The organism is Rhizobium sp. SRDI969 (assembly GCF_025152725.1).
GTDB classification, from domain to species: domain Bacteria; phylum Pseudomonadota; class Alphaproteobacteria; order Rhizobiales; family Rhizobiaceae; genus Rhizobium; species Rhizobium leguminosarum_I.
The window spans coordinates 4477285-4492601 of record NZ_CP104035.1 but is presented as its reverse complement, the minus strand read 5'-3'; the positions used below and the strand labels follow the sequence as shown (position 1 = coordinate 4492601).

Sequence of the window (15317 nt, the reverse complement as noted above, 5' to 3'; positions counted from 1 at the left end):
ACGAAATGACCTTCGTCTAATTGCCGTGGCGGTGCGAACTGCTATGAATTGCCGTGATTTCAAGTCCGGGCCCTGTTAGCTCACGCGGTCCGTCGCATGTCCCATGAGGAGGAGTTGCATGTCGGAGAAGATCTATCCGGTCACGAAGCCGGTGAAGGCGCGCGCCCTGATTGATAAGGAAAAGTACCTGAAATGGTACGAGGAAAGCGTCGAGAACCCGAACAAGTTCTGGGGCAAGCACGGCAAGCGGATCGACTGGTTCAAGCCCTATACCAAGGTCAAGAACACTTCCTTTACCGGCAAGGTGTCGATCAAGTGGTTCGAGGACGGTCAGACAAATGTCTCCTACAACTGCATCGACCGTCATCTGAAAACGAATGGCGACCAGGTGGCGATCATCTGGGAGGGCGACAACCCTTATATCGACAAGAAAGTCACCTACAACGAGCTCTACGAGCACGTCTGCCGGATGGCGAACGTGTTGAAGAAGCACGGCGTCAAGAAGGGTGATCGCGTCACCATCTATATGCCGATGATCCCGGAAGCGGCCTATGCGATGCTCGCCTGCGCCCGCATCGGCGCGGTGCATTCGGTCGTCTTCGGCGGTTTCTCGCCCGAGGCGCTGGCCGGGCGCATCGTCGACTGCGAATCCACCTTCGTCATCACCTGCGACGAAGGCCTGCGTGGCGGCAAGCCGGTGCCGCTGAAGGACAATACCGATAGCGCGATCCATATCGCCGCCCGCCAGCATGTCAATGTCAGCAAGGTGCTGGTCGTTCGCCGCACCGGCGGCAAGACCGGTTGGGCGCCCGGCCGCGATCTCTGGTATCATCAGGAAATTGCCACGGTGAAGGCGGAATGCCCGCCGATGAAGATGAAGGCGGAGGATCCGCTCTTCATTCTTTATACGTCAGGCTCGACCGGCAAACCGAAGGGCGTGCTGCATACGACCGGCGGTTACCTCGTTTATGCCGCGATGACGCATGAATATGTCTTCGATTATCACCACGGCGACATCTACTGGTGTACGGCCGATGTCGGCTGGGTCACCGGCCACTCCTACATCGTCTATGGGCCGCTTGCGAATTGCGCGACGACGCTGATGTTCGAGGGCGTGCCGAACTTCCCGGATCAGGGCCGTTTCTGGGAAGTCATCGACAAGCACAAGGTCAACATCTTCTATACGGCCCCGACGGCGATCCGCTCGCTGATGGGTGCCGGTGACGACTTCATCACGCGCTCCTCGCGCTCTTCGCTGCGGCTGCTCGGCACGGTCGGCGAACCGATCAATCCGGAGGCCTGGGAGTGGTATTACAATGTCGTCGGCGACAAGCGCTGCCCTGTTATCGATACATGGTGGCAGACGGAAACCGGCGGCCATATGATCACGCCGCTGCCCGGCGCCACCGATCTGAAGCCCGGTTCGGCGGCGACGCCGTTCTTCGGCGTCAAGCCTGAGCTGGTCGACAATGAGGGCAAGGTGCTGGAAGGCCCTGCCGACGGCAATCTCTGCATCACCGACAGCTGGCCGGGCCAGATGCGTACCGTCTATGGTGACCACGAGCGCTTCATCCAGACCTATTTCGCCACCTACAAGGGCAAGTATTTCACCGGCGACGGCTGCCGGCGCGATGCGGACGGTTATTACTGGATCACCGGCCGCGTCGACGACGTGCTGAACGTCTCCGGCCACCGGCTCGGCACGGCGGAGGTGGAATCCGCGCTCGTGTCGCACAATCAGGTTTCGGAAGCCGCGGTCGTCGGTTATCCGCATCCGATCAAGGGCCAGGGCATCTATTGCTACGTGACGCTGATGGCCGGTCACGAGGGATCGGATACGCTTCGCCAGGAACTGGTGAAGCATGTGCGGGCCGAAATCGGCCCGATCGCTTCGCCCGACAAGATTCAGTTTGCGCCGGGCCTGCCGAAGACGCGTTCCGGCAAGATCATGCGCCGCATCCTGCGCAAGATTGCCGAAGACGATTTCGGTGCTCTCGGCGACACATCGACGCTTGCCGATCCGGCAGTCGTCGACGATCTGATCACCAACCGGCAGAACAAGGCGACCGCCTGATGATCGAGCCGCTCCGGGCTTCGGGGCGGCTCATTTCCTTTCCGCGTATCGGATGGCTGGCTTTGTGTTCGAGAAAGCCGAACTTTTTCCACCACCAAATCTGCGAACGGCTGGATTACTGGTGAGCCTTGTCACCATCGAAGCTTTTCTTCCAGGCTTCGTAGTGGCCGCTTCCTACGTTTGGATAAAGCGAAAATTGGATTTCACGCATCAGGCCAAGTACTTCATTAATTGAGTGCGGGCGCCCAGACGCTGTGACCAAGGCTGCTGCTAAGGTCGCTGCGACAGCGGATTGCTGCGATGATATAAGCTTGTTTAATTCAGGCCCGATGACCAGGGACGCATTTCCCGACATGTTCCAATCTCCTTTATCAACCGGAGATTCTAATTTATCTGATTCTCAACCGACCATGTGAAAGATAATATCACCAAATATTAGGTTAGAAATCGATCGCTCGGCCATTGATCTCGTAATCGCCGAAGCGCGCCGGTTCGGCTCCGCCGCGGCCGCCGATCTCGGGCGGCAGTTCCAGCGGTTTCTGGTTCTTTCGCCGCTCTTCGGCTTCGCCAAGGGCGCGTCTGGCAGCCGGGGACAGTATCTTGCGCGGCGGCTCCGTTCCTTCGGCCGTCGGCGTTTCGCTATTGTCGTTATCGGCGTCCTGCATGGCCGTCTCCTGCCGGAAAATATTGAAAATGGCTGGTGAATAACCAAATCATAATGCGCCGGTGCCGGGATTGAAAGCTTGTGACGCCGAAATCGGAGATGGAGATCCGCAATGAACCTCGTTCGCACTGCCATGTTGCTTGCCTTCATGACGGCGCTTTTCATGTTTGTCGGCTTCCTGATCGGTGGTCGGGCCGGCATGATGATCGCGTTCGTCATTGCCGCCGGCATGAATTTCTTCTCCTACTGGAATTCCGACCGCATGGTGCTTGCGGCCTATCGCGCGCAGGAGATCGATGAGCGCAATGCGCCGGAATTCTTCCGGATCGTGCGCGATCTCGCCCGCAATGCCGCCCTGCCGATGCCGAAGGTTTATCTTTATGACAGCCCGCAGCCGAATGCCTTTGCCACCGGCCGCAATCCCGACAATGCCGCCGTCGCCGCCTCGACCGGCCTGCTCGCTGCCTTGTCTCCCGAGGAGGTCGCAGGCGTCATGGCGCATGAGCTCGCCCATATCCAGAACCGCGACACGCTGACCATGACGATCACGGCAACGCTTGCCGGCGCGATCTCGATGCTCGGCAACTTCGCCTTCTTCTTCGGCGGCAATCGCGACAACAACAATAATCCGCTCGGTATCGTCGGCGTCCTCGTCGCGATGATCGTCGCGCCGCTCGCCGCCATGCTGGTGCAGATGGCGATCAGCCGCACGCGCGAATATTCGGCCGACCGCCGCGGCGCCGAAATCTGCGGCAATCCGCTCTGGCTCGCCTCGGCACTCGGCAAGATCGCGCGTGGTGCTGCCCACGTGCCGAACGCGGATGCCGAGCGCAACCCGGCGACGGCGCATATGTTCATCATCAATCCGCTCTCCGGCGAGCGCATGGACAATCTGTTTTCCACGCATCCGAACACGGAAAACCGCATCGCCGCGCTGCAGGACATGGCGCAAGGCGGCATGAATGTCTCGACGCAGCCCGCTCGTGCTGCTAATCCGTCGCGCAAATCGCGCTCTGTTCCGGATACGGGTCTTGGTCGCGGTGGTTCGCAACCGCCAAAAGGTCCGTGGTCTTGAATTCAGACGGCACGAAGAAGCCATTCCGCAAGCATAAGCCCTCCACCGAGCGCTCTGCGCCTGATAAGCCTGGCCTGCAGGCCCGGGCTGCGGCGGCAAAAATTCTTGCTGCCGTCGTTGATCGCAAGCTGCCGCTCGACGGGGCTCTCGATCATGAACACGGCAATCCGGCCTATAGGGCGCTCGGCGAAAGCGACCGGGCGCTCGTCCGCGCCATCCTGAACACGACGCTGCGCCATTTGCCGCGTATCGATGCCGCGATTGCCGGGCTGCTGGATTCGCCGCTGCCGGAGGGCGCAAGGGCGCTGCATCACGTGCTCGCAATTGGCGCGGCGCAGATCCTCTATCTCGACGTGCCGGATCATTCAGCTGTCGATCTCGCCGTCGAGCAGGCCAATCAGGATCCGCGCAATCGCCGTTTCGCCAAGCTGGTCAATGCCATCCTCCGCCGGCTCGTCCGAGAGAAGGAGCAGGTGCTCGATGAAATCGGCAAGGTCGCGCCGATGGCGGCCTGGTTCATCACCAGGCTGGAAAAGGCCTATGGCCGGGACGCGGCGCTGGCGATTTCGGAATCCCAGCTCGAACCGGCCGCGATCGATCTGACCGTCAAGTCCGACCCCGAAGGCTGGGCGAGGCGGTTGAACGGCGTCGTCCTGCCCACCGGCGGCGTGCGGCTCGCCGCTTTCGACGGCGGCATCCCTTCGCTCGAAGGCTTCGACGAGGGCGCATGGTGGGTCCAGGATGCGGCGGCAAGCATCCCGGCGAAACTTTTCGGCGATCTCTCGGGCAAACGCACCGCCGATCTCTGTGCCGCACCTGGCGGCAAGACGGCGCAGCTCATCCTTGCCGGCGGCGCAGTCACCGCACTCGACCAGTCGGAAAGTCGGCTGAGACGGCTGCGGTCGAACCTCGACCGGCTCGGCCTCAAGGCGGAGACGATCCAGGCAGATTTGACGAAATTCGAGCCAACGGAGCGTTTCGACGCCATCCTGCTCGATGCTCCCTGCTCTTCTACCGGCACGACACGCCGGCATCCTGACGTGTTGTGGACCAAGGGGCCTGAGGATATCGCCAGGCTGGCGGCGCTGCAGGAACGGCTGCTGCGGCATGCGCTGACATTGCTGAAGCCGGGCGGCACGCTGGTTTTTTCGAATTGTTCGCTCGATCCTGTCGAGGGTGAGGACGTCGTCGCCCGTGTACTTGCCGATACGGATGCGGTCGAGCGTATTCCGATCGGCGCCGGGGACTGGCCCCGCCTTGAGGCAGCGATCACGCCGCTCGGCGAATTCCGCACGCTTCCCACGATGGCGAAAATGCCTGAAGGCATTGCCTCCGGCCTCGACGGCTTCTATGCGGCCGTGCTGCGGCGCGTGGCCTGATCGCAAGGTTTGAGCGCTGGCGGTGAGCCTGGGCTATGCGAGGTGTTTCATAGCCTCGTTTCACGCATGCCGCTCGCCAAAACCGCCCGGATGATTTCAGGTGAAACGCGTTAACGTGCGTATATTCGAACCTTGTCACGAATTAATTCATTGCGGACGATGAAATCGGCCACTTTTCACCTATTCTTAACCACGAGGGTCAATAGACAATAGAATATGCAGTCCGGTCGACGTTTTGCGAGCATGTATGTTCGGGAGGCTTGGCGGCGCGCCTTGCGCCGCGTCGCGTTGCTGCGCCTGAAGCTCTTTCGTCATTCGATCAAGGTGCCAGAGCGCCTGATCGTCGCGCCGACCGATCTGCGCAGCATCGATCCGCATGTGGCCGACGAGATTCTCAACGGACGCTTTCTCCTGGCCGGGCGCATGCTGGAAACCAACGAGAAGTCGCCCTTCACCTTCACCCTGCCCTCGCGCCCCTTCGCGATCCGTCTTCATAGCTTCGGCTGGCTGCGGCATATGCGGGCGAACAAGACGGAGCGCAGTTCGGCTGCCGCCCGCGAGATCGTCGACAGCTGGCTTTCCATCCATGCCGGTCGCATGGAGGGGATTGCCTGGGAGACCGACGTCACCGCCCAACGCGTTATCGCCTGGCTGTCGCATTCGCCGGTGGTGCTACAGAACGCCGACCGCGGCTTCTATCGTCGCTTCATGAAATCGCTGGCGTTCCAGGTAAGGTTCCTGCACCGCATGGCGCCGTTTACTCTCGGCGGCCTGGAGCTGTTTCGGCTGCGTGTCGCGCTGGCCATGGCCTCCGTCGCCATGCCGGCGCGCGCCTCTACACTGAGAAGGGCGGCGCAGGCGCTCGACCGCGAATTCGATAGCCAGATTCTACCGGATGGCGGCCATGTGTCGCGCAATCCGCGCGTCGGGCTGGAATTGCTGCTCGATCTGCTGCCGCTCCGGCAGACCTATGTCAATCTCGGCCATGACCTGCCGCAGAAGCTGATCTCCGGGATAGACCGCATCTATCCGGCATTGCGGTTTTTTCGCCATCAGGACGGGGATCTGGCGCTCTTCAACGGGGCGACATCGACGCTCGCAAACGAGCTGATGTCCGTGCTGCGATATGACGAGACAGCCGGTCAGCCGTTCAAGGCTTTACCGCAGTCACGTTATCAGCGGCTTTCGGGGGGCAAGACGGTGATCATTGCCGATACGGGCACGCCGCCTTCGGGAGGCGCGCTTCGGACCGCGCATGCGGGCAGCCTCTCCTTCGAAATGTCGTCCGGCCGCCATCGCTTCATCGTCAATTCCGGTTCGCCGAAATTTGCCGGGCACCGTTATGTCCAGATGGCGCGCACAACGGCGGCACATTCGACCGTCATCCTCAACGACACCTCGTCCAGCCGTTTTTCGCCCTCGCCCTTCCTTAGTCACGCGATTACCGAACCGGTGAGAACGATCACTGTCGAGCGTGCCGAAACCGAGGACGGGCGCGACGGCATCAAGCTCAGCCATGACGGTTATCTCAGGGTGTTGGGGGTGCTGCACGAGCGTGAGTTGACGCTCAATGCTGCAGGCTCGATCGTGACGGGCCGCGACCGGCTCGTCGTCCGCGAAGGATATGAGCATGACGAGCCTCTGAAGGCCGTCGCCCGTTTTCATATCCATCCCTCGATCGTCCTGCATCAGAGTGACGGAGAGTCCGTGCTGCTGACGGCGCCGGACGGCGAAAGCTGGTTGTTTTCGGCGCCCGGCAATGAAGTGCTGATCGCCGAGGATATTTTCTTTGCCGACAGCTCCGGCATCTGCGGTTCGGACCAGATCGAAATCGACTTCGATCTTGCCGAGAAGACCGAAATCCGCTGGTTTTTGTCCCGCAAAGGCTAGAAGCGGATGATTTTGGGCCGAGTGGTCAAATCGGGATCGCATCCAGATAATGGAAGTAAGCTATGATGCTTATCAAAAATGGCTCGTGCTTTTCGACATCTGCTCTGACGCCTGTTTGCGTGGCGGCAAAGCTGTGCTAACGCGGCGCCAGCATGCGAACATCCCTTGCGGATGTCCTCCCGAAGCCCGAACGGAGAAGGTTTCATGGCCGTCATTTCCAAAAAGATCCCCGCCCCCGACAAGGTAGAAATCAAGACCGCGCTCATCTCCGTCTTCGACAAGACCGGGATCGTCGAACTCGCCCACGCCTTGTCTGCCAGAGGTGTGCGCCTGCTTTCGACCGGCGGTACCTATAAAGCGATCACTGCTGCCGGTCTTGCCGTCACCGATGTCTCCGAAATCACCGGTTTTCCCGAGATCATGGATGGGCGCGTCAAGACGTTGCACCCGATGGTGCATGGCGGCCTGCTGGCGATCCGTGACGACAGCGAACACCAGGAGGCGATGAAAACACATGGCATCGAGGGCATCGACCTCGCCGTTATCAACCTCTATCCCTTCGAGCAGGTGCGCGCGGCCGGCGGCGACTATCCGACGACCGTCGAGAATATCGACATCGGCGGTCCGGCGATGATCCGCGCATCGGCCAAGAACCATGCTTATGTGACGACCCTGACAGATCCGGCCGATTATGCCGAACTGCTGGAGCAGCTTTCCGCAGATGACGGCAAGACCGCCTATGCCTTTCGCCAGCGGATGGCCGCCAAGGCCTATGCCCGTACCGCCGCCTATGATGCAATGATCTCCAACTGGTTCGCCGAGGCGCTGTCGATCGACACGCCGCGCCACCGGGTCATCGGCGGCGCGCTGAAGGAAGAGATGCGCTACGGCGAAAACCCGCATCAGAAGGCCGCCTTCTATGTGACCGGCGAGAAGCGTCCGGGTGTTTCGACGGCCGCTCTTCTCCAGGGCAAGCAGCTCTCCTACAACAACATCAACGATACGGATGCCGCCTACGAACTGGTCGCCGAGTTCCTGCCTGAGAAGGCGCCGGCCTGCGCGATCATCAAGCATGCCAATCCCTGCGGCGTCGCCACCGGATCCAGCCTGGTCGAGGCCTATCAGCGGGCGCTCGCCTGCGATTCCGTTTCCGCCTTCGGCGGCATCATCGCCCTCAACCGGACACTGGATGCCGAAACGGCTGAGGAGATCGTCAAGCTCTTCACCGAAGTGATCATCGCGCCCGATGTCACGGAGGAGGCAAAGGCGATCGTCGCTCGTAAGCCGAACCTGCGGCTGCTGTCCGCCGGCGGGCTGCCTGATCCGCGTGCCGCGGGCCTGACGGCAAAGACCGTTTCCGGCGGCCTGCTGGTCCAGAGCCGCGACAACGGCATGGTCGAGGATCTGGAACTCAAGGTCGTCACCAAGCGCGCGCCGACGGCACGGGAACTTGATGACATGAAGTTCGCCTTCAAGGTTGGCAAACATGTGAAATCGAATGCCGTGGTCTATGCCAAGGACGGCCAGACCGCCGGTATCGGCGCAGGCCAAATGAGCCGGGTCGATTCCGCCCGCATCGCCGCGCTGAAGGCCGAAGAGGCCGCCAAGGCGCTTGGCCTTGCAGTGCCGATGACGCACGGGTCGGCGGTTGCCTCCGAAGCCTTCCTGCCTTTTGCCGACGGTCTTTTGTCGATGATCGCGGCGGGGGCGACGGCGGTTATCCAGCCGGGCGGATCGATGCGCGACCAGGAGGTCATCGATGCCGCTAACGAACACGGCGTCGCAATGGTCTTTACCGGCATGCGCCATTTCCGGCACTGAGTGATTGTACGCTGCCGTCGGCCAGGGCAGAGCTGATTGCTATGCCCGGTCGGCCGGATAGGGTGTACGGAACAAGAGCACCAGTCCGCCGGCAAGAAACAGGATCAGCGTTGCCATCCCGAGCCGCGGTGATCCGCTCATATAGGTCACCAGCGAGAAGAGCAGCGTCGCCATGAAACTCGTGGCACGGCCCGAAAGCGCGTAGATGCCGAAGTAGCGGCCGGCTTCCTCCGGACTGACGCTGCGGGCAAGATAGGAGCGCGACGAGGCCTGCACCGGCCCGAAGGCGAGCCCGATCAGCAGACCATAGAGAATATAGGCCTTTTCCGCCGCAGTGCCGAAAAGGCCGCCGGAATCGTTCGTCGGCAGCGGTATCAGTCCGAACAGGGTGTAACCCGGTCCTGTCGAGATGATGCCGATGGTGGCGAGAAGCAGCATGGTGAGGCTGATGACGACGGTTACCTTCGAACCGACGCTCTTGTCGACGCGGCCGGCGATCAGGCAGCCGAAGATGGCGACGACATTCAGGATGATGCCGTAGATACCGATCTCGATCGTTGCCCAGCCGAACATGCCGGCTGCGAAGATACCGCCAAGGATCAGCAGGCCGTTGACGCCGTCCTGATAGATCATGCGGGCGATGAGGAATGTAAGGATGCCGCGGCGCTCCCGGAGTTCGCCAAGGGTGTTTCTGAGTTCCCGCAAGCCGGAGCGGACGGCGGTGCCGAAGGGAAGACCCCTGCCGACATCCGGCGTGAAGAAAAACATCGGCAGGATGAAGATCAGATACCAGACGGCCGAGATCGGCCCGGTGATGCGTGCATCCTGACCGATCTGAGGATCGAGGCCGAATAGCGGATCGAGGCCGAGGATGGTCTTGCCGGTCTCAGGGCTCGCCGCCAAAAGCGTCACGACGGCAATGAGCACGATGATGCCGCCGAGATAACCGAGCCCCCAGGCGGTGTTGGAGAGCTTGCCGACCTCGTGCTTGCCGACCAGGTGCGGCATCATCGAATCGTTGAAGACGATCGAAAACTCGGCCGAGATCGAGGCGAGGATCATGAAAATGACGGGATAGACAACAGGCGAACCGGGGGCTGCGAACCAGAGGCAGAAGAGGCTGGCGATCTTGATGATCGCGAAGAAGCCGATCCAGGGTTTGCGCGCGCCGGACTGGTCGGCGATCGAGCCGAGGACGGGTGAGAGCAGGGCGATGATCACCGAGGAGATCGTCGCCATGTTGCTCCACGTCGTCTGGGCGGAAACCGGGTCATCGGTCAGGCGGGAAACGAAATAGGGTCCGAAGATGAAGGTTGTGACCACGGTAAAGAAGGGCTGTGCTGCCCAGTCGAAGAACATCCACCCCCAGATGCCCTTCTCGGTGGCCTTCGGCGGCTGCGTTCCTGTCCAGTCAATGCGATTCAACATCCGCTCCTTGTTTTGACGCGGACTGTCTCACCTCGCCCGGTCGCGCGCAAGATCGGTGAGGATACCTGCAGCAACGGTAATACGCGCGAGATTGGGATCGCCGCCGTCGCTGAGGCTTGAAAGCTCCTCGAGGATACGGTTGATGCGGATGCGATCCTGGGCATGCCAGGCTTGTACGGGAAGCTTTTCCTTGCCGTGATCGGAAAGAGCCGAGATGACGATGTCGCGTCTTGCGCTGGCGATCTGATCGATGCTGCGGGCAAGCGCCAGATTCTCATAATGGTCGGAGGTGAGGATCCGCCCGCCCGCCGCCAGCAATCTGCCGATACGGAAGGTCTGCGACACCGCGAAGTAGTTTTCGGCCGCGCGCACCAGGGGCTCGCCGGTACGCTCGGCGATCTGCATGATCTCGGGCACCAGCGCGAAGCCCTGCAGGCCAGCGATCTCGGCGCCAAGTTTTTCGGGCACGCCGGCCTGACTGTATTCCGACTGGCGGGCTGCAACATCGCCGCCCGCCTGTTCGGCGAAGGCAGGCTTCAGCTTCTTCAAGGCAACCTGCAGCCGGCTAATCACTTCTGCCATATCCGCCTTGGTCATCCCGGTCTTCAGGAGCAGGCGCGTCAATACGGTAAAGCTATGGCTGATCTCCTCGTAGATGCGGTTCTGCATATCACCGGAAACCTTGCCGTCGAGAGCGTCCGTCTCGGCCCAAAGGCGGGTCAGGTCGAAACCGTCGCGGGCAACGATCGCGGCGCGCACCACTTCTGGAGCCGAAGCCGCCGTCGCGTCCATCATGGCGACGATGAAGCTCGGCCCGCCGCGGTTGATCGCTTCGTTGGCAAGCACGGTCGCGACGATCTCGCGCTTCAGGCGGTGGCTGGCGATATCACCGGCGTTCGACTTCTGCATCTTCACGGGGAAATAATTCATAAGCGTTGCGATGAAATAGGGATCGTCAGGCAGGTCGCTTGCGGCCAGCGCATCGAAGAGCACGATCTTGGCATAAGACACCAGCACGCCGATTTCCGGCCGAGTCAGCGGCTGGCCGGCCGTATAACGTTCGGCCAGCGTTTGCTCGTCCGGCAACGTCTCGACCTTGCGGTTCAGCTGGCCGGCGCCCTCGAGAACGCTCATGAAGCGGCCAAGCTGCAGACCGTTTGCCGTGCCCTTGCGTTCCGTCAGGGAGATTGCCAGCGACTGCAGGTAGTTGTTGCGCAGCACCAGGGTCGCTACCTCGTCCGTCATCGAGGAAAGAAGCTGGTCGCGTTTTGCGCGCGTCAGGCGTCCGTCATGCATGGCGGCTGCCAGCGCGATCTTGATATTGACCTCGACGTCCGATGTGTTGACGCCGGCCGAGTTGTCGATGGCGTCGGAATTGCAGCGCCCGCCCTTCAGTCCGTAGGCGATGCGGCCTTTCTGGGTAACGCCGAGGTTTGCGCCCTCGCCGATCACCTTGGCGCGCACCTCCACCGCGGTGATGCGGATCGGGTCGTTGGCGCGGTCGCCGACATCGGTGTCGGTTTCGGACGGCGCTTTCACATAGGTGCCGATGCCGCCGAACCAGAGCAGGTCGACCGGGCTCCTCAGGATCGCCATCATGATCTCGAAGGGCGTCGCCACGGCCTTGTCGATGCCGATCGCGGCAACCGCTTCCTGCGTCAGCGTGACCGATTTCGCTGCGCGGGAAATGATCATCGCGCCCTTCGACAGCACGTTTCTGTTGAAATCCTGCCAGCTTGAACGCGGCAGGTCGAAGAGCCGTTGGCGTTCGGCCAGCGTCTTTTCCATATCGGGGTCGGGATCGATGATGATGTCGCGGTGATCGAAGGCGGCAATGAGCCGGATCTTGGGAGAGAGCAGCATGCCGTTGCCGAAGACGTCGCCCGACATGTCGCCGACGCCGGCGACGGTGAAGGGCGTCGCCTGGATATCGATGTCCATTTCCCGGAAATGGCGTTTCACGGTTTCCCAGGCGCCGCGGGCAGTGATGCCCATCTTCTTATGATCGTAACCGGCCGAGCCGCCGGAGGCAAAGGCATCGTCTAGCCAGAAGCCGGCTTCCTGTGCCAGTGCATTGGCGGTGTCGGAGAAGGTCGCGGTGCCCTTGTCGGCGGCGACGACGAAATAGGGGTCGTCGCCATCGAGCCTGACCGTATCCTTCGGCGGCACGATATCGGCGCCCGATATATTGTCGGTGATCGAAAGCAGCGTGCGGATATAGGTCTTGTAAGCCTCGCGGCCGGCATTGAAGATCTCGTCGCGGCTGCCGCCGACGGGAAGCTTTTTCGGATAGAAACCGCCCTTGGCGCCGACCGGCACGATGACCGCGTTCTTGACCTGCTGGGCCTTGACGAGGCCGAGCACTTCGGTGCGGTAATCCTCGGCGCGATCCGACCAGCGCAGGCCGCCGCGCGCCACCTTGCCGAAGCGCAGGTGCACGCCTTCTACTTCGACGCCGTAGACGAAAATCTCGCGGAAGGGTTTCGGCTGCGGCAGCCCGTCCACCAGATGCGGATCGAGCTTGAAGGCCAGCATCGGCTTCGGCGAGCCATCCGGGTTCTTCTGAAAATAATTGGTGCGCAGCGTCGCATCGACGATATTGACGTAACGGCGCAGGATACGATCGTCGTCGAGGCTCGGCACGTCGGCAAGCTCGGCTTCGATCGCCTGGTGCAGTTCGGCAAGCTTCTTGACGCGAGCCTTTTCCGAAAGCCTAGTGTCGAGCGTGTCATGGAAGAGACGAAAGATAGCAGCGGCGACACCAGGATATTTGTCGAGGGTCGTTGCGATATAATCCTGCGAATAGGCGATGCCGGCCTGGCGGAGATAACGCGCATAGGCACGCAGAACGTTCGTCTCGCGCGCGGAGAGACCGGCTGAAAGGATCAGCCGGTTGAAGCTGTCATTGTCGATCGTCCCGGCGAAGGCGGCGACGAAGCCTTCCTCGAGGGCGGCGCCGTAACGCTGCAGATCGATCTCTCCGCCATTGCGGGCCGCGAGTTCCATATCGTGCAGCACGACGAGTTTCTTTTCTCCATCGGCGGCCGGTACCCCGATGTCGAAGGTGCGTTCGCTGACGACATTGAAGCCGAGATTCTCGAGAAGCGGCACGCGGCGCGACAGCGCCAGCTGGCCGCCGGCGTGAAAGATCTTCAGGGAAAGGACGCGGCCCTGTTCTTCCTGACGATGGTAGAACTGGATGCGCAGCGGCTCGCCGGCGGCGCAGGCGCCGATATCGGCGAGGTCTGCCACGGTTTCCTCCGGAGTGAAGGAATCCTGGAAGGCTTGGTCGACTGATATCTTCGGCGCCTTGGCCCCGGCCAGCGCCTCGAAACGGTCGTCCCAGCGGGCGGTGATCTCGCGGATCACCTGCTCGAGCTTTGCCTGCGGAATGCGTGGCGTCTTACCGCCGGAGCGGCCGATGATGAAATGCACGCGCGCCACGCCCCCTTCCGGGAAAGCCGGGTAATAGGCAGAGACACGGCCGTCATAGACGGTCTTCAGATAGGTGCCGATCCGTTCGCGGACGATCGAGTCATATTCCTCGCGCGGCACGTAGACGATCACCGAGACGAAGCGGTCGAAATGGTCAATGCGCGGCAGGACGCGCACGCGCGGCCGATCGGCCAGGTCGTTGATCTGCTCGGCAAAACTTGCGAGCAGCGTCGTGTCGATCTGGAAAAGGTCGTCGCGCGGATAGGATTCCAGCGTGTTGTCGAGCATGCGGCCCGAATGACTCATCGGATCGAAGCCGAAATGTTCCTTCACCTTCTCGATCTTGGACCGCAGCAGCGGGATTTCGGAGGCAAGCGACGTATAGGCCGTCGAGGTGAAAAGGCCGACGATGCGCAGTTCGCCGGTGACGTTGCCCTCGGCGTCGAAGCGCTTTACGCCGACATAATCCATATAGGCGCGGCGATGGACGATCGATTTCACATTGGCCTTGGTGACGATCAAAAAGTCGGGGCCGTCGAGGAAGGCGAGGATCTCAGGCGTGGTGGTCACAGCGTCCTTGCCGGTGCGCAGCACCAGAACATCGGGATTGGAGAGGATGCCGAGGCCAGCACCCTTGTCGCGCTCAACCTTGGCGTCAGCGCCTTTGCCCGAATAGACATATTCGCGCATGCCGAGAAACGTAAAATTCTCGTCGCGCAGCCAGGTCAGGAACGCCACGGCCTCGGCATGTTCGGCCTTCTTGCGGCCGGCGGCATTAGCCGAAAGCTCGGCGATCACCCCGTCGAGCTTGGCAAGCATCGGCTTCCAGTCGGACACCGAGAGGCGGACCTGTTCAAGCACTTTTTCGATGCGTTTGACGAGCTCGGCCGCCTGGGCGGAATTGAGCGGCGCAACATGAAGCTGGATATGGCTGACGCGGTTGGCCGGATCGCTTGGGTGATCGGCAGAATAAAGCGCCGGCGCCTTGCCCTTCTCCATGACCAGGATGGGATGCACGGCCATGAACAGGTCGCGATAGGTGCTCGTCACTTCGCCCATGACCGATTCAAACAGAAAAGGCATATTCTGGTCGGTGACTGACAGCACCGAGACCGCGATGCCACCAGGCGTCACATCGGCAATCGTGTCGATGCTGACGCGGGGCGCCTTGCCGTTCCAGGCGGCGAGTTCCTTTGCCGAATGCACGGCGGAGAGTGCCAGCATTTCCGGCGTATAAAGTTCGAGATCGTCATTGCTTGCCCGGCCGAAGAGAATTGCCGGATCGAGATGCGCCTCGCCTGTCGCCTTGGCGATCTTGCGCGCGCTTTCGATCTGCTTTTCCCGTTTCGGATTGTTTCTGGCAGCCATGGATCGCCTCCCTCAATGTCTGATTTTTTGCAAGCTAGCAGAAGATTCTTCGAAAAAATCTCTAAAAGAGAGGTCCGAAGGTTTGTTTTGACGCTTTATTGGCGCTGGAAACGAGAGTTTGTAAGAATTTTTCCGATTTCTTTGCCAAACGAAAGCGAAAGTCGCGTCTTCCGGTTTTTCGTT

Annotated in this window: 9 protein-coding genes; 5 read left to right on the top strand and 4 right to left on the bottom strand. The window is 61.2% G+C overall.

Going from position 1 to position 15317, the window contains the following annotated elements; all coding sequences use genetic code 11:
* The first annotated feature begins 118 nt into the window (after positions 1-118).
* The gene (gene acs, locus N2A41_RS22155; protein WP_260109728.1) at positions 119-2074 is read left to right on the top strand and encodes an acetate--CoA ligase; all 1956 of its coding nucleotides are present in this window, start codon (positions 119-121) and stop codon (positions 2072-2074) included.
* 115 nt (positions 2075-2189) lie between these two features.
* Here acs and N2A41_RS22150 read toward each other — a convergent pair whose 3' ends face one another.
* On the bottom strand, positions 2190-2429 hold the full coding sequence (locus N2A41_RS22150; protein ID WP_260109727.1) for a hypothetical protein: 240 nt from the start codon (positions 2427-2429) through the stop codon (positions 2190-2192).
* Between the two features lie 85 nt (positions 2430-2514).
* Positions 2515-2739, bottom strand: coding sequence for a DUF1674 domain-containing protein (locus N2A41_RS22145; RefSeq protein WP_260109726.1), 225 nt, complete (start codon positions 2737-2739; stop codon positions 2515-2517).
* A gap of 111 nt (positions 2740-2850) precedes the next feature.
* Here N2A41_RS22145 and htpX point away from each other — a divergent pair, with 111 nt between their 5' ends.
* The 4 genes from htpX to purH all read left to right on the top strand — a co-directional run bounded on the left by htpX (position 2851) and on the right by purH (position 8903).
* The gene (gene htpX / locus N2A41_RS22140; RefSeq protein ID WP_260109725.1) at positions 2851-3813 is read left to right on the top strand and encodes a zinc metalloprotease HtpX; all 963 of its coding nucleotides are present in this window, start codon (positions 2851-2853) and stop codon (positions 3811-3813) included.
* On the top strand, positions 3804-5192 hold the full coding sequence (locus N2A41_RS22135) for an RsmB/NOP family class I SAM-dependent RNA methyltransferase (RefSeq protein ID WP_260109724.1): 1389 nt from the start codon (positions 3804-3806) through the stop codon (positions 5190-5192). The genes htpX and N2A41_RS22135 overlap by 10 nt, the downstream gene beginning before the upstream one ends.
* Positions 5193-5408: 216 nt before the next feature.
* Positions 5409-7082 carry a heparinase II/III family protein gene (locus N2A41_RS22130; protein WP_260109723.1) on the top strand — a complete coding sequence of 558 codons (1674 nt, stop codon included), beginning with the start codon at positions 5409-5411 and terminating at the stop codon, positions 7080-7082.
* Between the two features lie 204 nt (positions 7083-7286).
* Complete coding sequence (gene purH / locus N2A41_RS22125; RefSeq protein WP_222313293.1) at positions 7287-8903, top strand: bifunctional phosphoribosylaminoimidazolecarboxamide formyltransferase/IMP cyclohydrolase; 1617 nt, start codon at positions 7287-7289, stop codon at positions 8901-8903.
* A 39-nt stretch (positions 8904-8942) separates the two neighbouring features.
* On the opposite strand, the gene N2A41_RS22120 is transcribed toward purH, so the two are convergent.
* Positions 8943-10331 (bottom strand): MFS transporter, encoded by a 1389-nt coding sequence (locus N2A41_RS22120; RefSeq protein ID WP_260109722.1) that lies wholly within the window; start codon positions 10329-10331, stop codon positions 8943-8945.
* A gap of 27 nt (positions 10332-10358) precedes the next feature.
* Complete coding sequence (locus N2A41_RS22115; RefSeq protein ID WP_260109721.1) at positions 10359-15134, bottom strand: NAD-glutamate dehydrogenase; 4776 nt, start codon at positions 15132-15134, stop codon at positions 10359-10361.
* Between the last annotated feature and the right edge of the window lie 183 nt (positions 15135-15317).

Coding starts and splice junctions, on each gene's coding strand:
- acs (WP_260109728.1), top strand. CDS start 119: ATGTCGGAGAAGATCTATCCGGTCACGAAGCCGGTGAAGGCGCGCGCC.
- N2A41_RS22150 (WP_260109727.1), bottom strand. CDS start 2,429: ATGTCGGGAAATGCGTCCCTGGTCATCGGGCCTGAATTAAACAAGCTT.
- N2A41_RS22145 (WP_260109726.1), bottom strand. CDS start 2,739: ATGCAGGACGCCGATAACGACAATAGCGAAACGCCGACGGCCGAAGGA.
- htpX (WP_260109725.1), top strand. CDS start 2,851: ATGAACCTCGTTCGCACTGCCATGTTGCTTGCCTTCATGACGGCGCTT.
- N2A41_RS22130 (WP_260109723.1), top strand. CDS start 5,409: ATGCAGTCCGGTCGACGTTTTGCGAGCATGTATGTTCGGGAGGCTTGG.
- purH (WP_222313293.1), top strand. CDS start 7,287: ATGGCCGTCATTTCCAAAAAGATCCCCGCCCCCGACAAGGTAGAAATC.
- N2A41_RS22120 (WP_260109722.1), bottom strand. CDS start 10,331: ATGTTGAATCGCATTGACTGGACAGGAACGCAGCCGCCGAAGGCCACC.
- N2A41_RS22115 (WP_260109721.1), bottom strand. CDS start 15,134: ATGGCTGCCAGAAACAATCCGAAACGGGAAAAGCAGATCGAAAGCGCG.